Source organism: Nocardia alba NBRC 108234, from assembly GCF_001612665.1.
GTDB lineage: Bacteria > Actinomycetota > Actinomycetes > Mycobacteriales > Mycobacteriaceae > Nocardia > Nocardia alba.
On sequence record NZ_BDAX01000029.1, the window covers coordinates 88572 to 107034 of the forward strand.

The 18463-nt window shown below is 67.7% G+C and carries 17 protein-coding genes; 8 read left to right on the forward strand and 9 right to left on the reverse strand.

The annotated features are described in order from the left end of the window. Positions 1–25: 25 nt before the first annotated feature. The 3 genes from rplT to infC all read right to left on the reverse strand — a co-directional run bounded on the left by rplT (position 26) and on the right by infC (position 1468). Positions 26–412, reverse strand: coding sequence for a 50S ribosomal protein L20 (rplT, locus tag NA12_RS27205; RefSeq protein ID WP_019046423.1), 387 nt, complete (start codon positions 410–412; stop codon positions 26–28). 115 nt (positions 413–527) lie between these two features. Continuing rightward, positions 528–725, reverse strand: coding sequence for a 50S ribosomal protein L35 (rpmI, locus tag NA12_RS27210; protein ID WP_056824456.1), 198 nt, complete (start codon positions 723–725; stop codon positions 528–530). 29 nt (positions 726–754) lie between these two features. Next, entirely contained in the window at positions 755–1468 is a 714-nt protein-coding gene (gene infC / locus NA12_RS27215; RefSeq protein ID WP_174551138.1) for a translation initiation factor IF-3, read from the reverse strand. A gap of 333 nt (positions 1469–1801) precedes the next feature. Between infC and NA12_RS27220 the strand changes: the two genes are divergently transcribed. After that, positions 1802–2143 carry a DUF1844 domain-containing protein gene (locus NA12_RS27220; protein WP_067457437.1) on the forward strand — a complete coding sequence of 114 codons (342 nt, stop codon included), beginning with the start codon at positions 1802–1804 and terminating at the stop codon, positions 2141–2143. A gap of 464 nt (positions 2144–2607) precedes the next feature. Here NA12_RS27220 and uvrA read toward each other — a convergent pair whose 3' ends face one another. Next, complete coding sequence (uvrA, locus tag NA12_RS27225) at positions 2608–5604, reverse strand: excinuclease ABC subunit UvrA (RefSeq protein WP_067457439.1); 2997 nt, start codon at positions 5602–5604, stop codon at positions 2608–2610. 319 nt (positions 5605–5923) lie between these two features. Between uvrA and NA12_RS27230 the strand changes: the two genes are divergently transcribed. After that, positions 5924–6556, forward strand: a complete 633-nt coding sequence (locus NA12_RS27230) for a response regulator transcription factor (RefSeq protein ID WP_056824462.1) — start codon at positions 5924–5926, stop codon at positions 6554–6556. A 4-nt stretch (positions 6557–6560) separates the two neighbouring features. On the opposite strand, the gene NA12_RS27235 is transcribed toward NA12_RS27230, so the two are convergent. Beyond that, entirely contained in the window at positions 6561–7343 is a 783-nt protein-coding gene (locus NA12_RS27235) for a sigma 54 modulation/S30EA ribosomal C-terminal domain-containing protein (protein ID WP_067457442.1), read from the reverse strand. Between the two features lie 140 nt (positions 7344–7483). Here NA12_RS27235 and NA12_RS27240 point away from each other — a divergent pair, with 140 nt between their 5' ends. Beyond that, positions 7484–9307, forward strand: coding sequence for a sensor histidine kinase (locus tag NA12_RS27240; RefSeq protein ID WP_067457445.1), 1824 nt, complete (start codon positions 7484–7486; stop codon positions 9305–9307). Position 9308: 1 nt separating this feature from the next. Here NA12_RS27240 and NA12_RS27245 read toward each other — a convergent pair whose 3' ends face one another. After that, positions 9309–10454, reverse strand: coding sequence for a beta-ketoacyl synthase N-terminal-like domain-containing protein (locus NA12_RS27245; protein WP_067457448.1), 1146 nt, complete (start codon positions 10452–10454; stop codon positions 9309–9311). A gap of 134 nt (positions 10455–10588) precedes the next feature. On the opposite strand from NA12_RS27245, the gene NA12_RS27250 reads away from it, so the two are divergent. Genes NA12_RS27250 through NA12_RS27260 form a run of 3 tightly spaced genes read left to right on the forward strand, consistent with a single transcriptional unit; the run spans position 10589 to position 14593 of the window. After that, positions 10589–11914, forward strand: a complete 1326-nt coding sequence (locus NA12_RS27250) for a diguanylate cyclase domain-containing protein (RefSeq protein WP_067457601.1) — start codon at positions 10589–10591, stop codon at positions 11912–11914. 13 nt (positions 11915–11927) lie between these two features. Continuing rightward, a complete protein-coding gene (locus tag NA12_RS27255; RefSeq protein WP_067457451.1) occupies positions 11928–12263 on the forward strand; it encodes an antibiotic biosynthesis monooxygenase family protein in 336 nt (111 codons plus the stop codon). Between the two features lie 44 nt (positions 12264–12307). Continuing rightward, positions 12308–14593, forward strand: a complete 2286-nt coding sequence (locus NA12_RS27260) for a HelD family protein (protein WP_067457454.1) — start codon at positions 12308–12310, stop codon at positions 14591–14593. 21 nt (positions 14594–14614) lie between these two features. On the opposite strand, the gene NA12_RS27265 is transcribed toward NA12_RS27260, so the two are convergent. Further along, positions 14615–15220 (reverse strand): TetR/AcrR family transcriptional regulator, encoded by a 606-nt coding sequence (locus NA12_RS27265; protein WP_243655117.1) that lies wholly within the window; start codon positions 15218–15220, stop codon positions 14615–14617. 117 nt (positions 15221–15337) lie between these two features. Here NA12_RS27265 and NA12_RS27270 point away from each other — a divergent pair, with 117 nt between their 5' ends. Further along, positions 15338–16774, forward strand: coding sequence for an MFS transporter (locus NA12_RS27270; protein WP_067457458.1), 1437 nt, complete (start codon positions 15338–15340; stop codon positions 16772–16774). 11 nt (positions 16775–16785) lie between these two features. Further along, positions 16786–17166, forward strand: a complete 381-nt coding sequence (locus NA12_RS27275; RefSeq protein WP_067457461.1) for a cupin domain-containing protein — start codon at positions 16786–16788, stop codon at positions 17164–17166. Between the two features lie 76 nt (positions 17167–17242). On the opposite strand, the gene NA12_RS27280 is transcribed toward NA12_RS27275, so the two are convergent. Next, complete coding sequence (locus tag NA12_RS27280) at positions 17243–17695, reverse strand: universal stress protein (protein ID WP_067457464.1); 453 nt, start codon at positions 17693–17695, stop codon at positions 17243–17245. Positions 17696–17963: 268 nt separating this feature from the next. Then, complete coding sequence (locus tag NA12_RS27285) at positions 17964–18398, reverse strand: hypothetical protein (RefSeq protein ID WP_067457467.1); 435 nt, start codon at positions 18396–18398, stop codon at positions 17964–17966. Positions 18399–18463 lie beyond the last annotated feature (65 nt).

Genomic DNA, 18463 nt, shown 5'->3' on the forward strand with positions numbered 1-18463 from the left:
GACAGATCGCTGTGTGTTGTCAAGCTCAGGCAGCGGTGGCCGGAGCGTTGACGTCGGCGGGCAGCGCGGCCTTGGCGACAGCCACCAGACCGGCGAAGGCCTCGGCGTCGGAGACAGCGAGCTCGGCGAGGATCTTGCGGTCCACCTCGACACCAGCGGCCTTGAGGCCCTGGATGAAGCGGTTGTAGGTGATGTCGTTCAGACGCGCGGCGGCGTTGATACGAGCGATCCACAGCTTGCGGAAGTCACCCTTACGCGCCTTGCGGTCACGGTAGGCGTAGGTCAGCGAGTGGAGCTGCTGTTCCTTCGCCTTGCGGTACAGGCGCGAACGCTGGCCCCGGTAGCCCTTGGAGGCCTCGAGGATGGAACGGCGCTTCTTCTGAGCGTTGACGGCCCTTTTGACGCGTGCCACTGTGATAGTCCTTGATCATCTGGGGGCGCGGCGGCGCCCGAGTTCGGTGGTTGTCGGCGTCCGGTTATCCCGGCCGCGGAATCGTCGGGTTGCGACGGTCCGGCTGACCCGAAGGTCAGGCGAGACCGAGCAGCCGCTTCACGCGGGGGACGTCGACGGAAGCGACGGACTCCGTGCCTTCCAGACGACGAGTCCGGCGAGAGGACTTGTGCTCCAGGAGGTGGCGACGGTTCGCCTGCTCGCGAAGCAGCTTGCCCCGGCCGGTCACCTTGAATCGCTTCTTGGCGCCGCTGTGGGTCTTGTTCTTCGGCATGGATTCCTCTATCTAGTCGTTGAAATCGTTTACTGCGGGTCGGCCGGCGCAGCCTGCTCGGCAGGCGCGGCCTGCTCGACCGGTGCGGCCGGTTCGGCACCCGCGGGACCGGCGGGCAGCGGCGGACGGGTCGCCGCCGGGGCCGAAGAGTCCTGCTGGGCCTTCACCCGCGTCTTCGCACCCTTGTGGGGCGCGAGGACCATGGTCATGTTGCGGCCGTCCTGCTTGGCCGAGGTCTCGACGAACCCGAGATCGGCCACGTCGGAGCCCAGACGCTGGAGCAACCGGAAGCCGAGTTCGGGACGCGACTGCTCACGACCGCGGAACATGATCGTGACCTTGACCTTGGACCCGGCCTCGAGGAAGCGAACGACGTTGCGCTTCTTGGTCTCGTAGTCGTGGTCGTCGATCTTCGGTCGGAGCTTCTGCTCCTTGATCACGGTCTGGACCTGGTTCTTCCGGGACTCGCGCGCCTTCTGCGCCGTCTCGTACTTGAACTTGCCGTAGTCCATGATCTTGCAGACCGGCGGACGGGCATCGGGTGCTACCTCGACGAGGTCGAGGTCGGCTTCGAGCGCGACGCGTAGTGCATCTTCAACACGCACGATCCCAACCTGTTCGCCGCCGGGTCCGATGAGACGAACCTCGGGAACACGGATGCGATCGTTGATGCGGGTCTCAGTGCTGATGGGGCCTCCTAGGTCAAGCGGTGTCGTCTTAACGACCGCACGCAATAACTGCAACCCCTGTTTCAACACGAAAGCCCCGCTGCGGTATTTCTCCGCGACGGGGCCCGATGTCGACCGATCGCCCACAGCCGATGCCCTCACGAGCTCGGTTGCGACCCCCGCATGCCAGGCACACGGGAAACCCACCACTATGAGCGGGTGACCGGGACCGCATATCCGAACGATGGCTCGCCGGTAGCGGTGGGAGTCGGGCTCCACTTATCTGCCCCATGGATGCATGACACAACCAGGGGCGGTCGTCAGCGGAAAGTCTAGCATGGCGTTGAGCTATCACCGAATCGCCCGGGCGCGAGTGTCCGGAATCGGGCTCGCTATAGCCTGATCAGCATGACTGACGAGCTCGATCCTCCTGTGCGCGACCTGGCCGACATCCCCGCCGTCGAGGTGATCAGCCGGGCCGCCGTGATGCTGATGAGTTCGGCCGCGGAGAAGCTGGGCCTGGCCGGGGAGGACCCGGATTCGGGTGCGGGCGTCGACCTCGACGAGGCGCGACGGGTGATCACCGCGCTGGCCGGACTGGTCACGGCGTCGGTGGAGTATCTCGGCCCGCACGCGGGTCCGATCCGCGAGGGCCTGCAGGCGCTGCAGCGCGCGTTCCGGGAGGCTTCGTCGGTACCGGACGCGCCGGGGATGGGACCGGGCGAGAAGTACACCGGTCCGGTGCACTGAGGTCCTGTCGACGAAAAGATCCGCCGACGCACCGCGCCGGCGGATCTTTTTCTGTGCCGCTGACGAACGTCGCGACCGAGACTTCGAAGGCCTAAGCGGTTCCGCCGGGGGTGACGGAGACGGCCGAGCCGGTGCTGATCATGTTGGCGAGTGCGGTGAGCAGCGCCGCGCTTCCGGTATCCATTACAGGTGTTCCTTTCGATTCCAGGTCAGACGGTCGGCTTGGTGGGCTCGTAAGCCAACGACGATCCGCCGGAGAGGAGACCGAGAACCAGGCTGATGAGCGCCGTGGTGGCTTCATCCATGAGGACGTTCCTTTCGAACTACACGACGATCGAGCCGTCGACAAACCGCTACGACCCGGCGTTCCGGGGACGGTGAGGCGAATGTTACCCACGAATGTTTCACTTCGTGGTGGTTTCGAAAAGTCCCTGCCGGGATCCCTGGAAGGAAGGTAGCCGGGTTCAGCGCAGCGCGGCCGCCTTTCGGGCCAACCGCTTGGCCGCCGCCGTCTCGGCCAGTGCCTTCTTCGCCGCGGGAGCGGCCTTCTCGGTCACTTTCTTCGCCGCCACCTTCTTCGCGGCGGGCTTCTTCGACGTCGGCGCGGGCACGGCCAGCACCTCCCCGAGGAATTGGCCGGTGTAGCTGTCCGCCACCGCGGCGATGTCCTCGGGGGTGCCGGTGGCGACCACGGTGCCGCCGCCGGAACCGCCCTCCGGGCCCATGTCGATGACCCAGTCGGCGGTCTTGATGACATCGAGGTTGTGCTCGATGACGATCACCGTGTTGCCCTTGTCGACCAGCCCGTTGATCACCTTGAGCAGTTTGCGGATGTCTTCGAAGTGCAGGCCGGTGGTCGGCTCGTCGAGGATGTAGACCGTCCGACCCATCGACCTCTTCTGCAGCTCGGCGGCCAGTTTCACCCGCTGCGCCTCACCGCCGGACAGGGTCGGCGCGCTCTGGCCCAGCCGCACGTACCCCAGGCCGACCTCGACCAGCGTCGCGAGATAGCGGTGGATCGAGGTGATCGCCTCGAAGAAATCGGCTGCCTCGTCGATCGGCATGTCGAGGACTTCGGCGATGGTCTTGCCCTTGTAGTGCACCTCGAGGGTCTCCCGGTTGTACCGGGCGCCGTGGCAGACCTCGCACGGGACATACACATCGGGCAGGAAGTTCATCTCGATCTTGAGCGTGCCGTCGCCCGAGCAGGCTTCACAGCGGCCGCCCTTGACGTTGAACGAGAACCGGCCGGGCTGGTAGCCACGCACCTTGGCCTCGGTGGTGGAGGCGAACAGGGTGCGGATCTTGTCGAAGACGCCGGTGTAGGTGGCCGGGTTCGAGCGCGGGGTGCGGCCGATCGGCGACTGATCGACCTGCACCAGCTTGTCGAGGTTGTCGAGACCGTTGATCCTGGTGTGCCTGCCCGGCACCTGACGGGCGCCGTTGAGCTTGTTCGCCAGAACGGTGGCCAGGATGTCGTTGACCAGCGTCGACTTGCCCGAACCGGAGACACCGGTGACCGCGGTGAGCACACCCAGCGGGAACGCCACGTCGACGTTGCGCAGATTGTGTTCGGTGGCGCCCACGACCGTGAGTTTGCGCTTCTTGTCGATCGCGCGCCGAACGAGCGGTAGCTCGATCTGCTCCCGGCCGGAAAGGTAAGCGCCGGTGATGGATTCGGGCTCGGTCAGCAGTTCCTCGTAGGGTCCGCTGTGCACCACGCGGCCGCCGTGCTCGCCCGCGAGTGGGCCGATGTCGACCACCCAGTCCGAGGCGCGGATGGTGTCCTCGTCGTGCTCGACGACGATCAACGTGTTGCCCAGTTTCTTCAACCGCAGCAGCGTCTCGATGAGCCTGCGATTGTCGCGCTGGTGCAGGCCGATCGACGGCTCGTCGAGGACATAGAGGACACCGACCAGACCGGAACCGATCTGGGTGGCGAGCCGGATGCGCTGGGCTTCACCGCCGGACAGGGTCGCGGCGGCCCGTGACAGCGTCAGGTACTCCAGGCCGACATCGAGCAGGAAGCCGAGCCTGGCCTGGATCTCCTTGAGTACCTGACCGGCGATCGCGGTCTCGCGCTCCCCCAGCGTGAGCGCGTTCAGGAAGTGCGCGCAGTCGCCGATGGACAGCTCGCTGACCTCGGCGATCGACTTGTCGGTGCCGTCCGAGGCCAGGGTGACGGCCAGGATCTCCGGGCGCAACCGGGAGCCGTGGCAGACCGGGCACGCCACATCGCGCATGTACCCGTCGTAGTGCTCCTTCATCTGCTCGGACTCGGTGTTCTCCATACGCCGCTGCAGGAACGGCATCACGCCCTCGAAATCGGCGTAGTAGGAGCGCTTGCGGCCGTAGCGGTTGGTATAGGACACGTGCACCTGGTCGGAGCTGCCTTCCAGCACCGCCTTGCGCGCCTTCGCGGGCAGCTCGCGCCACGCGGTGTCCATCGAGAAGCCGACCGCCTCGGCCAGGCCGGAGAGCAATCGGTTGAAGTACTCGGCGGTCTGCCCGCGCGACCACGGGGCGATCGCGCCGTCGGCCAGGCTCAGATCCGGATCGGGGACCACCAGTTCCGGGTCGACTTCCTTGCGGATTCCGAGGCCGGTGCAGTCGGGGCAGGCACCGTAGGGCGAGTTGAAGGAGAACGAGCGTGGCTCGAGGTCTTCGATGTCGAGGGGGTGACCGTTGGGGCAGGCCAGGCGTTCGGAGAAGCGGCGCTCGCGGTCGTGGGCGTGCTCGTCGCGATCGACGAAATCGAGCACCACGATGCCGTCGGCCAGCCGCAGCGCGGTCTCGATCGAGTCGGTGAGGCGCTGTTTGGAGGCGGCCTTGACCGAGAGACGGTCGATGACCACCTCGACGTCGTGCTTCTCCTGCTTCTTCAGCTTCGGCGGATCGGTGAGCGGATACACCACGCCGTCGACCCGCACGCGCGAGTAACCCTGGGTCTTGAGCTGGTCGAACAGGTCGACGAACTCGCCCTTGCGGGTACGCACCACGGGCGCGAGTACCTGGAACTTGAGGCCGTCGTCCATGGCGAGCACCTGGTCGACGATCTGCTGCGGGCTCTGCTTGGCGATCAGCTCGTGGCAGACCGGGCAGTGCGGCGTGCCGGCGCGGGCGTAGAGCAGGCGCAGGTAGTCGTAGACCTCGGTGATGGTGCCGACCGTGGACCGCGGGTTGCGGTTGGTCGACTTCTGATCGATCGACACCGCGGGCGAGAGGCCCTCGATGAAGTCGACATCCGGCTTGTCCATCTGACCGAGGAACTGTCGCGCGTAGGCCGACAGCGATTCGACGTAGCGGCGCTGTCCCTCGGCGAAGATCGTGTCGAAGGCCAGGCTCGACTTCCCGGAACCGGACAGGCCGGTGAACACGATCAGGCTGTCGCGCGGCAAATCCAGGTCTACCCCTTTCAGGTTGTGTTCCCGAGCTCCGCGCACAGTGAGGCGTTCCGCCACCTGGTGAATCCCTTCTCCATCGTTATCCGCCGATCGGACCTGATCCCCCGTCCGCCATGCTAGGCCGGGGGTCCGACAGGTTTGCCGCAGCGCCGGCACGCTCGGGTTCGCGACCCTGCTCGGTGCTGTCGATCAGGCACCGTTGGTTGCTCCTTCGTCGCCTGCGCGACGGCACCCGATCGACGCCGACGACCACGAACCGCCGCCCTGCTCCGGTCGGGTCGCGGTCGTCGAGTTTCGGCTCTACGCCCACGATTTCGGTGATGCGGATTATGTTTGACGACAGGTGGGGATCGCTCGACATGATGAAGGAGCCGACGTGCTCGAGGTGTTCCTGGTCGACGATCACGAGATCGTGCGCCGCGGATTGATCGATCTACTGGAAGGTGATCCAGAACTCACTGTGATCGGTCAGGCAGGCGGTGTCGCCGAGGCGATGGTGCGCATCCGCGAGGCCCGCCCCGATGTCGCGGTGCTCGACGTGCGGTTACCCGACGGCAACGGCATCGAACTGTGCCGCAATCTGCTGGCCGAGTTCGACGACCTGCACTGCCTGATCCTGACTTCGTTCTCCGACGAGCACGCCATGCTCGACGCGATCCTGGCCGGCGCCAGCGGCTACGTGGTGAAGAACATCGACGGGATGAAACTGGCCGACGCGATCAAGCAGGTGGGCGCGGGCCACTCGCTGCTCGATACCCGCGCCGCCGACGCCCTGCGCGCGCGGCTGCGCCGCAGCGCCGAACCGTCCGGGCCACTGGCCGGGCTCACCGACCAGGAACGCCGGCTACTCGAACTACTCGGCGAGGGCCTGACCAACCGGCAGATCGCGGCGCGCATGTTCCTCGCGGAGAAGACGGTCAAGAACTACGTCTCACGACTGCTGGCGAAACTGGGTGTCGAACGTCGCACCCAGGCCGCCGTGCTGGCGACCAAACTCCGCGAGCCCTGACGGTTCAGGACGGGACGACGATGGTGAGATCGCCGTCGTAACGGCGGTAGAGCAGATTGCCGCGGCCGGTGTGGCTGTCGGTGAAGAACAGGTAGGGCAGCCCGGCGGCGCACAGCGCGTCGGAGGCCTGGTCCTCGGCGAAGACGGGGGCCGCGTCCTGCACCACCCGGACCGGCATCGCGCTCGCGGTCAACGGCAACTCGGCCGAGGAGTCCGCCGCGGCGGTGTGCCGCTGCCTGGCCAGGGCGACGCCGTGCGGGTCGGCCCAGGTGACGATGGCGTCCTCGCCGGTGTCGGCGTCGGTGAACAGGTAGGCGTCGTAGTCCATCGCATCCAGGACCGTGCTGGCTTCCAGCGGTGTGCCGGTCATCAGGGCACAGTCCTTGCGGCGGATGATCGGGCGCGTCTCGGTGATCTGGGCCAGCGGACGACGGGCCGGATCGGGCCACGCGCCGCGCGCTTCCTTGCCCGCGCGGCGGGCGAGCTGACGGTCGAGCCGCTCGGCGGCGAAGGTGACCGCGAAGCCCCCGGGGCCGGTGACCTGGACCCGGGTGAAGGTGTCGTTGGTACGGATATTGGCCTGTACCAGAGTCGGTTCGTCGCAGCCGCTCGGCGCGGTGACGCGCACGCGAGCCGGGCTGTCGAGGTGATGCCTGCGCATCACGCGGGTGATGGCGCGAACAGCACGGGTGACGTCCTGCGCCGGCACTTCTCCGCGCGTGGTCACGGCGAGCTCCGGGTCCGCGGCGGTCGTCCAGTGCTGGGTGCTCGACAACGAATTCATCATGTGCCCCACTTCTCGATCCCATTTCCCCCGGTGCCCTATGCCACCACTACCGCCGGTGCGAGTGAAGGGCCGAAAGTCCCCTCCTTGCCGACTAGACTTGGTTCGACTCACTCGAGGAGCTGCGAAGACGGGGTACTGCGATGGCGAACGACGGTCGGGGAGGCCGCTATTCAGCCGACCAGACGGTGTCGCGGCAGATGTTGCGCAGTCTGCTCGGCGAGGTCGCCGACCGGGTCGAGGTGATGATCGGTTCACGCGATCGGATGGACGGCCTCGTCGAGGCCATGCTCACCGTCACCGCGGGTCTCGACCTGGACGAAACCCTGCGCACCATCGTGCGGACCGCGATGAATCTGGTCGACGCCCGCTACGGCGCGCTGGCCGTGCGCGGCCACGATCAGCAGGTCACGCAGTTCATCGACGAGGGCATGCCGGATCAGATCCGCGACCGGATCGCGCGATTACCCGCGGGTCACGGCGTACTCGGCGCGGTGTTCGCGCACAAGGCGCCGCTGCGGCTGGCCGATCTCACCCAGCACGAATCCTCGATCGGGTTCCCGGCGGGGCACCCGCCGATGCACACGTTCCTCGGTGTGCCCGTACGCATTCGGGACGAGGTGTTCGGCAGCCTCTACCTGACCGAGAAGTCCGATGGTCAGCCGTTCACCGAGGAAGACGAAGTCCTGGTGCTGGCGCTGGCGGCCGCCGCGGGGATCGCGGTCGACAACGCGCGACTCTACGAACAGGCACGCACCAGACAGGCCTGGATCGAGGCGACCCGCGATATCGCGACCGAATTCCTGGCCGGTACCGAATCCGATCGGGTGCTCGGTCATGTGGTCGATCACGCGCGCGGGCTGACCGGATCGCATCAGGCGTTCCTCGCCTCGGTGCCGGTGCCCGACGAATTGCCCGGCGAGATCAGCGAATTGGTGGTCACGCAGTGGACCGGGCCGGACGCGGGCCAGGACTGGCAGACCATCCCGATCGCGGGGACGGTGGTGGGCGACGCCTTCAGCAGGCGAACACCGCTGCGCTTCGACGACGTCTCGACGGTGTCGCTGGGCGTCGAGTTCCCGGTGGCCGAGTTGCCCGGCGCCGGACCGGCTCTCGTGCTGCCGCTGTGCACTCCCGATGCCACTCTCGGCGTCCTGGTGACGTTTCGCCCGCCGGGTTTCGCACCGTATTCCGACGAGATGCTCGAGCTCACCGCGGCGTTCTGCGATCAGGCCGCGCTCGCGGTGCGACTGGCCGACGCGCAGCAGCGGATGCGCGAGCTCGACCTCGTCGCCGACCGCGATCGGATCGCGCGCGACCTACACGACCACGTGATCCAGCGACTGTTCGCGATCGGCCTCACCATGCAGGCGACCCTGCCGAAAGCGGTGGTTCCCGAAGTGCGCCAACGACTTTCGACGGTGATCATGGATCTGCAGGAAGTGGTGCAGGAGATCCGCACCTCCATCTTCGATCTGCATGCAAGCAGCGCCGACCACAGCGAGGGGTTGCAGCAGCGGCTCGAGGTGGCGATCCGGCGCCAGACCGCCGACATCGCCCTGCGCGCGACGATCCAGGTGTCGGGCCCGCTGTCGGTGCTCGATCCGCAACTGGCCGACCACGCCGAGGCGGTGGTCCGCGAGGCGGTGAGCAACGCGGTGCGCCATTCCGGCGCCGACACCGTGGCCATCGTGATCGAGGTGGCCGACGATCTGGTGATCACGGTGTCGGACAACGGCTGGGGCATTCCGAACCATGTCATCCGCAGCGGGCTGCGCAATCTCGAGCAGCGCGCGCAGGAGGCGGGCGGGTCCTTCGAGGTCGGTCCGGCGCAGCGCCCCGACGCCGACGGCAACCACCCCGAGATGTCGGGCACACAGCTGCGCTGGGCGGTGCCACTGCCCCAGGACTCACCGACGACCGGCGGCTTCGCCCTCGCCGCCGGCCCCGAGACGAGCGAGGAGTGAGTCAGGCCGGGGCCAGCACCACCGCGGCGTTGTTGCCGCCCATTCCCATCGACAGTTTCAGCGTCGGACCCGCACGCAGCGGTGTGGGGCCGTCGAGCAGTCGCGGATGCGCGGACGCCACGATCGGCGCCGACGCGACGGTTCCACGCTCGTAGGACAGGGCGATCGCGGCGACTTCGACAGCCGCGCAAGCGCCCTGACAGTGGCCGGTGAGCGGTTTGAGGGCGGCGACGGCGGTCCGATCGTCGAAGACCGTGCGCAGCACCTCACGTTCGGCGGCATCGCACTGCTGGGTCCCGGTGCCGTGCGCGTTGTAGTACGCCACGTCGGCGGCATCGATGCCGGCGTCGGCCAGTGCGCGCTGGACGCAGGCGATGATCTGGGTGTGCCGGGGATCGACCGAGACGACATGGAAGGCGTCGTTGGTCATGGCCCCGCCCAGCAGCCGCGCGTAGGGCAGCTCGGCCGCATCGGTGAGCAGCAACGCCACCGACGCCTCGGCCATGGTGAAACCCAGCGTGGCCTCCTGAAACGGCCTGCACGCGGTGAACGGGTCGGCATCGGCGATCGCGGCACCGAGACCGACGAAATGTTCGAGCATGTCCGGGGTAGCCGACAGGTCGGTCGTGATGCACAACGCGTCGTCGACCAGGCCCGCGTCACGCCACATCCTGGCCGTCAGCAACGCGGCGTTGCCCGAACTGCACGCCGCCGACACGTTCATCGCGGGCCCGTGGAAACCGAACTCCTGCATCACCACCGAGATGGGTGTCGACGGCAGCATCCGCAGATAGTCGCGCGAGCGTCGATGACCACCGTCACGCCGGTAGAAATCGCGCCAATCGGCGACATCGCCGAGGGTGAACGCGTGGACGAGACCGACGACGCGTCCTTCCCTTCGCCACCCGCGTTCCCGCGCGTCGGCGATCGCCTCGGCGGCCGCGGCCCACACGGCGCGCCCGAACAGCCCGGCTCCGTGCGCGGGGTCACCGCCGTCGGGAATCAGCCCGACCCACGCATGCTGATCGCGTCCGTGCCCGTAACCGGGGTACAAACGGGCTGCCGGTTTGCCCCCCATCAATCCGCGCCACAGCGATTCGCGACCCCACCCGTAACCGGAGACGACACCGATGCCGGCGATCGACATAGAATGGAGCGGGTGGGTCGGGCCGCCCGTGAGCACATCCAGTGTCACATCGCTCCTCGCGGATCTTCAGGAAGGATCACCAGACTAGTCGGGTTGTGCCGTTCGCAGACCAGGCCGAGATCGGGGGTTTCGCAGTGGGAGAAGAACCGAGCGCCGAGCAGCTCGCGCAGCGCTACCGGTCGCTGGTCGAACACACTCCTGATGCCATCTGTGTGCACGAGTCAGGGACGATCGTCTACGTCAATCCGGCCATGGTGCGCCTGCTCGGCGCCCGCTCGGCCGACCATCTGCTCGGTTTGTCGATCACCATCTTCGTCCATCCCGATTCCGTCGGGGCCATGCTCGACCGGATCGACAAGCTCACCGCCGAGGGGTCGGCCTCGCCGCCCGCCGACATGGATCTCCTCCGCGTGGACGGGCGTGTCGTGCCGGTCCAGACGGTGTCGGTCCTCACCGTGTGGCAGGGCGAACCGGCCTATCAGGTGGTGGTGCACGACCTCACCGCCCAGCGGGTCGCCGAGGCCTCGGCGCAGCGCGCGGAAGCGTATTTCACGACCGTGGTGTCCCAACTGCAGGAGGGGGTTCTCGTCGTCGATCGGCGAGGTCGCCTGGAGGCGATCAACCCGGCGGGCGAGCGCATACTCGGCATCGACGACGCCGGACCGGTGCTCGGGCGTCGCTTCGACGACCTCCCGCTGACCATGATCGACAGCGACGGGCGGCCGTTGCCGCCGGGCGAGCATCCGATGGCGCACACGCTCGCGACCGGCGAGGCGGTCACGAATTTCATCTTCGGCGTCGAGCGTGTCGACGGGCACCGCGTGTGGGTGTCGTGCAGCTGCCGGTTGCTCAATCCGGACAGCCCTGATTCGTCCGGGGTGTCCTCGTTCGCCGACATCACCGAGTACCGCGCCAGCAAGCGCCAGCTCGAGTTCCAGGCCACCCACGACGCGCTGACCGGGCTCGCGAATCGTTCGCTGATCCTGTCGCAGTTGTCCTCGGCGCTGGCCGACGACGGCGGCACCCTGGTCACCACGGTGCTGTTCATCGACCTCGACGGTTTCAAGGCGATCAACGACACCCTCGGGCACGCCATCGGCGACACGGTGTTGCGGATCGTCGCCCAGCGGCTGCAACAGGCGCTGCGCAGCGAGGACCTGGTCGGGCGATTGGGCGGTGACGAATTCCTGGTACTGCTGGCCGGTCATCCGCAGCGCGCCGACCTGCCCGCGCTGGTGGAGCGACTGCGCGTGACCATGGCGGAACCGATCATCGCCAGCGGTCACCGGCTCGAGGTGAGCGCCTCGGTGGGCATCACCGAACTCGGCCCGCACGAACACCGCACGCCGGAGGCTGTGCTGCACGACGCCGACCTGGCGATGTATCGCGACAAGCCGGCGGCCCATCGTGAGCTCGGTCTCGGTCAGAATCGACGCTCGAACAACACCCACGCCTCCTGACAGACTGGTCGGTGTGATCGTCGAACACGCGCTGCTCCCCGTTCGCCCTGGCGCTGGCGCCGCCTTCGAAGCGGCCTTCGCGCGGGCATATCCCATCATCGCGGGAATGCCCGGCTTCGGCGGGTTGTCGTTGTCGCGCTGCGTCGAGCGGCCCGACTGCTTCCTGTTGCTGGTGCGATGGGAGCAGCTCACCGACCACACCGTGGGATTTCGTGAGGCACCGGAATATCAGCGCTGGCGTGCGCTGTTGCACCACTTCTATGAGCCTTTCCCGGTGGTCGAACACTTCACCCCGGTCCTCGGCGACGAAGTCTTCCCGGTCGCGGCGGCCCTGCCCGCGGACACGTAGACTCGACGACTCTGTTCTCAACGCGGTGACAAAGGAGTCCTGTTTTGCCTGACCGCCTCGCCGACGCCTCCCCCGCCGCGCACAACCGCGAGATCGAACAGGAGCAGCAGTACCTCTCGGTGCTCTACGACCGACTCGACGGCATGCGTGACTACGCGCAGAACCGGCTCAAGACCGTGCTCCTCGAATCAGGCGGCACCCCGCAGGCTCGCAGTGAGCGCGAGTCCTTCACCCAGCTCTACAACGAGGACCTGTCCAAATACGACGCGGCCGAGCACGGTCTGTGCTTCGGCCGGATCGATCTCGAAGGCACCGAGGACGCGGCGCGCTATATCGGCAGACTCGGCATCCTCGACGAGGACAACGATTACGAGCCGCTGTTGCTCGATTGGCGCGCGCCGCTGGCCCGTCCCTTCTACCTCGCCACCACCGCCAATCCCGAGAACGTCACCCGGCGCAGGCACATCCGTTCCCGCAACCGCGCGGTGACCTCGATCAACGACGAATACCTCGATCTCGACGCCGCCGAGCGTGACGGTGTGATCGGCACCGACGACGGCGTCGGTGGCGAGAGCGCACTGCTGTCGGCGCTCAACGCCGCCCGCACCGGGCACATGAACGACATCGTCGAGACGATCCAGAGCGAGCAGGACGCGATCATCCGCTCCGAGCACAAGAGCGTGCTCGTGGTGCAGGGCGGACCGGGCACCGGCAAGACCGCGGTCGCGCTGCATCGCGCGGCGTTCCTGCTGTACACCTTCCGTCAGCAGCTGGCCAAGAGCGGCGTGCTGATCATCGGCCCGAACGCCACCTTCCTCGACTACATCGGCCAGGTGCTGCCCTCGCTCGGCGAGACCGGCGTGCTGCTGTCGACGATCGGCGACCTGTATCCGGGTGTGAAGGCGGTGCGCGAGGATTCGCTGCGTGCCGGGGAGATCAAAGGCTCGCTGGAGATGCTCGAGGTACTCAAGCAGGCAGTGCGTGACCGTCAGGAAGTGCCGTCGGAGCCGGTTCGCCTGGCTTTCGACGGCTATCCGGTGATCCTGGACCGCAAGATCGCGACCAGGGCGCGCGGGCGGGCCCGCTCTTCGCGGCGACCGCACAACCTGGCCAGGCCGATCTTCGCGTCCTCGGTGATCGACGCGCTCACCGATCAACTCGCCGCCACGATGGGCGCCGACCTGTCCGGCGGCACGAGCCTGCTCAGTTCCGCCGACCTCAGCGAGATCGGCGACGAGATGCGGGCCGACCCGCACGTGCAGGCGGCGATCACCGCGTTGTGGCCGGTGCTCTCGCCCCAGGAGGTGCTCGCCGACCTGCTCGCCGACCCGGCCCGGCTCGACCGCGCCGCCAAGACGCTGAGCCCGGACGACCGCGCCGAGCTGGTGCGCTCCGACGACGGCACGTTCGGCGCGGCCGACGCCCCGCTGCTCGACGAGCTGGCCGAGTTACTCGGCGTGGACGACACCGAGGAACGCGAACGTTCGCGTCGCCGGTGGCGGGCCCAGATCGAGGAGGCCCAGGACGCCCTCGACATCCTCACCGGTTCGGCACCGCAGGACATCGAGGACGAACTCGATCCCGAGATCCTGATGGCCTATGACCTGATCGATGCCTCCCAGCTGGCCCAGCGCCAGGAATTCGGCAATCGGCAGACCACGGCCGAGCGCGCCGCGGGCGATCGGACCTGGACCTACGGTCACGTGATCGTCGACGAGGCACAGGAACTCTCGCAGATGGCGTGGCGCATGGTGATGCGACGCATCCCGAATCGCTGGGTCACCGTGGTCGGCGACGTCGCCCAGACGGGCGATCCGGCGGGGGCGTCGTCCTGGCAGCGGGTGCTGGAACCCTATGTGGCACAGCGCTGGAAGCTCACCGAGCTCACGGTGAACTACCGCACCCCCGCCGAGATCATGGCGGTCGCGGCCGATGTGCTCGCCGCGATCGATCCGGGTACCGAGGTGCCGCGTTCGGTGCGCGAGACCGGCAATCCCCCACGCGCCTATCGGGTGCCGCCCGCCGACGTCGTGGGCGAGGTCGCCCGGTTGCTCGACGCCGAGTACGGTCCCGGCACCGCCGCGGTCCTCGCGCCCGCGGCCTGGGTGCCCGAATTGTCCTCGCTGGCAGGCGAATCCGTGCAGGTGCTCACCGTGCACGACGCGAAGGGCCTCGAGTTCGACCGCGTGTACCTGGTGGAGCCGCAGGCGATTTTGGACGAGTCCCCGCGCGGACTCAACGACCTGTATGTCGCGCTGACCCGTGCGACCCAGCGACTCGCCGTGGTGCACACCGAGCAGCTTCCCGAGGTGCTGTCCGCCTTGGGCTGAGGCATCACGACCGGAGCGCGGTCACGCGAGCAAACCGGCGACCAGCGCCTCCAGCCCAGCGGCGTAGGTGCTGTGGGCGTCGAATTCGGTCCAGCGGGAACCGATCTCGGCCAACCGGGGCAGTTGCTCGGGGTCGAGGTTCGCGAAGACCTCCGCGCGGTAGGTCGGCCCTTCCTCGGCGCGCCGCAGCGCTCGGCCGGTGACGATCAGCTCGCCCGCCGTGTAATGCCAGATGGCGCGATACACGGCCACCGCGCGCTCGAGAGGAAGGCCCGCGGTGATCGCCGCGTCGATGATGGTCTCGGGGAACCACAGCGCCGAGCGCCCGAGCAGGTCGCCGTCGGCGAGCACGTCCACGATCCAGGAGTGGGCCGACAGGGCGTCGCGCATCGCGGTGGCGGCCACCAGGATTCGCTGCCTCGGGTCATCTGGGAGCTCTGGCCAGGCGATCGCGTCGGCGTAGCCGTCGAGGAGCAGGCGTAGCAGGTCCTGCTTGTCGCGCACGTGGTGGTAGAGCGCCATCGGCGTGCACCCGAGTTCGCCGGCGACCCTGCGCATCGTCAGCTTCTCGACGCCGTCGGCGGCGATCACCCGGTGCGCCGCCACGACGATGTCCGCGCGGGACATGCGCGCGGGTCTACCGGTGCGCGCTGGTTGATCCGACTGCGAGGTGGCCATGGTCCCATCTTGCCCATGCGACGCCGGGGTATGGACAAGGGGACGCGGCGGAGTTAGTTTTTATACGTGTATAAAAACACTTCTTCTCCTCGTCCCGGCACCGCGCTGACCGCGGTTGCCATCGCGCAGTTCGTGATCGCCCTCGATATGGCGGTCGTGAATGTGGCGCTTCCGTCGATCGGCGACGCGCTCGGCTTCGCACCGCTCGGCCTGGCCTGGGTGGTGCACATCTACGCCCTGACCTTCGGCGGTTTCCTGCTGCTCGGCGGCAAGGCGTGTGACCTGTACGGGCGGCGCAGGCTGTTCGTGGGCGGACTGCTCGCCTTCGCGATCGCTTCGCTCACAGGCGGATTCGCACAGGAGCCATGGCAACTGGTGGCCGCGCGCGCCGCGCAGGGCATCGGGGCCGCGGCCATCGCACCGGCCGCACTCGCCACGCTCACCACGACCTTTTCCGCAGGGCCCGCCCGCGTCCGAGCGCTCGGCGTCTGGGGTGGGGTCAACGCCGCGGGCGGCGCGCTCGGCGTGCTCGTCGGCGGACTGCTCACCGAGTACGCGAATTGGCGCTGGGTGATGCTGGTCAATATCCCGATCGTCGCGATCGCGCTGCTCGCCTTGGTCCGGGGCGTACCCGCCGACGCACCGACGGGTAGACGGGCCCCGCTCGATATCGCCGGCGCGGTGCTGGCGACGGGCGGTATCGGACTACTCGTCACCGGCGTGATCCGCACCGATCACTACGGCTGGGCTTCTCCCGAGACAGGCGCGACCCTCGCCGTAGCGGCAGCGCTCCTCGCGGGTTTCCTCGTGGTCGAGACACGCTCGGCGAATCCGCTGTTGCGGCTGGGTCTTTTCACCAACCGCTGGGTGAGCGGTGCCAACGTGTTCGTCTTCTGCGCCGCCGCGGGCCAGTTCTCGGCCTTTTACCTGGTGTCGCTGTATATGCAGCAGGTGCTGCACATGAACGCGGGTGCCACCGGGGCCGCCTTCATCCCGTTCTCGCTGTGCGTCATCGTGGGCACCCTCGCCGCGACCCGACTGGGCGTCCACTTCTCCCCCAAGCCTTTGCTGGTGGGCGGCGGTCTCCTCGCCGCCGTCGGCATCGGATGGTTCGCGCTGATCAGCCCCGACGGTGATGTCCTCACCGATGTCCTCGGTCCGTCGATCGTCGGCGGCCTCGGGCTCGGACTCTGTCTCGCCCCCGTCGCGGTGGCAGCCGTCAGCGGCGTGGCACCCGGAGAAGTCGGGATGGCCTCCGGCGCATTCAACAGCGCCCGCCAACTCGGCGGCAGCGTCGGCGTCGCCGTACTGGCCACCCTCGCGGCGGGTCGCACCGGCGCGAGCGCCGATCCGGTCGCACTCAACAACGGCTACGCCTTCGCGTTGGCGATCGCCGCTGCGCTGTTCGCCGCCGCCGCGCTCGGCGCGGCCACCGTCCTACCCACCCGGCTCGACCGCACCGAAAACCCGGTCCGCGAGGACATTCCCGCGGTGACCCCGTGAAAGGAACTCCGATGACACCCATCGATCTGTTCGCCGGCGCCCTGCACTTCCAGCCGGAGGGCGCGGTGCGATCGGGCCCGCGCCGGATGGCGGCCGAGTCGGGCGGCTGGCAACTGGCCACCTTCCACGTCGACACCGACGCCGACGTCCACGCCGACCAGTGGGAGATGCACCCATCCAGCGAGGAAGCGGTGTGTTGCCTCGCCGGTTCGCTGCGGCTCTACCTGCGCCCGGAGAGTCCCGGCGAGGCGGAAACCGCGGTGCGACTCACCGCGGGCACCGCGTTCCTCGTGCCGCGCAACCGCTGGCACAGAATCGAACTCGACGAGCCGTCCGACATCATGTCGATCGGGCTGCGCGGCGGCTCCCGACAGGAGCCCGTCGCGGGCTGACCGCTGGCTACCGCCGAAAAAGGTCGAGGGCGCCGGTTTCCCGGCGCCCTCGACCTTTCGCTGTACCGACGGTGGACTAGCGGACGGTGTGCACGATCAGCACGTCCGAACGGGACTTGCGGGCAACGTCCGAGGGGACGGAGCCGAGCAGGCGGCCGGTGAGGGTGTTGAGGCCTCGGTTGCCGACGACGAGCAGGTCGGCATCGACCTCGTTGACGAGGTCGAGCAGCGAATCGACCGGCTCGCCGACGATTGCGCGGTCGACGATGTTCTTCGCACCGGCGGCCAGGGCCTTCTCCTTGGCGACGTGCAGGATCTCGGAGGTCGGGGCCGAGCCACGGACCTGGTAGGCCTCGTCCTTGAGCACATCGGCGGCGGCGGCTACGTCGCGGTCGTCGGTCGGGAAGTAGGCGCAGGCCAGCACGAGAGTTGCCTCAGCGTCCCCGGCGAGCGCCGCGGCCTTCTCCACCGCCACGTACGACGAATCCGAGCCATCAGTACCGACGACAATGGTCCGGTAGGCGGTCATCTCTCCTCCAACTTGGTCGGTGCCAGCGCCGACCAACTCGGGAATCGAGCGTCAGCGCGGCAATCGGCTCGACCATAACGCCAAATCAGGCCGATTTATCAGAAATCGCAACAGATCACATCGGGAGTGTTGGCGCTCGCGACCGATGTCACGGTGGCCTTCGCGACAGTCGAGAAGATTCACCTGCGGCAACAAGACCGCAGGTCGAGTAAATTGTGTCCTATCACAACACGATCAACGACGCAGCGCGGCTGGGACTTTCATCACATCAACCGGAAAAGCTGGGGAACCCACAGGCCGCGCTTCCGGTGCCGGTATTCGGAGCCACGGTCACCGTGGCGGGGGTGATCCACCAGCTGCTGACATAACTGTCGACTCGCGCCGTCAACTGATGCGAACCGGCGGCGGTGGGACGCCAGGAAGTCTTGGTCTCGCCGATCGTCGGAACCTCGACGGTCCCGATCGCGACACCGTTGTCGTAGAAGGTCACCGGCGCGCCGGTGTTGCCCGAGCTGTAGCCGACGACGTTGATCGCCGCCACCGTGTAGGAACAGCCGACCTTCAGTTCGGTGTTCGATACGCCGACCCGCTGCTGACCGTCCGACGCGTCCGCGTGCACGCCCGGCGCGAGTATCGCTGTGGCCGCGACCGCGGTCGCGAGAACGGCACCGAGACGGGCGGTGCGGTCGAAAGATGTTGTCACTGTTGATGTCCTGTCTGCTGCACGCAGCAACGGCCGCTGCGGATGCGGTGACACTATCGACGAAC

Bases quoted from the DNA above. Each gene is read 5' to 3' on its own strand.
- rpmI (WP_056824456.1), bottom strand. From the start codon at position 725: ATGCCGAAGAACAAGACCCACAGCGGCGCCAAGAAGCGATTCAAGGTG.
- NA12_RS27220 (WP_067457437.1), top strand. From the start codon at position 1,802: ATGACTGACGAGCTCGATCCTCCTGTGCGCGACCTGGCCGACATCCCC.
- NA12_RS27235 (WP_067457442.1), bottom strand. From the start codon at position 7,343: ATGATGAATTCGTTGTCGAGCACCCAGCACTGGACGACCGCCGCGGAC.
- NA12_RS27240 (WP_067457445.1), top strand. From the start codon at position 7,484: ATGGCGAACGACGGTCGGGGAGGCCGCTATTCAGCCGACCAGACGGTG.
- NA12_RS27245 (WP_067457448.1), bottom strand. From the start codon at position 10,454: ATGTCGATCGCCGGCATCGGTGTCGTCTCCGGTTACGGGTGGGGTCGC.
- NA12_RS27265 (WP_243655117.1), bottom strand. From the start codon at position 15,220: ATGTCCCGCGCGGACATCGTCGTGGCGGCGCACCGGGTGATCGCCGCC.
- NA12_RS27275 (WP_067457461.1), top strand. From the start codon at position 16,786: ATGACACCCATCGATCTGTTCGCCGGCGCCCTGCACTTCCAGCCGGAG.
- NA12_RS27280 (WP_067457464.1), bottom strand. From the start codon at position 17,695: ATGACCGCCTACCGGACCATTGTCGTCGGTACTGATGGCTCGGATTCG.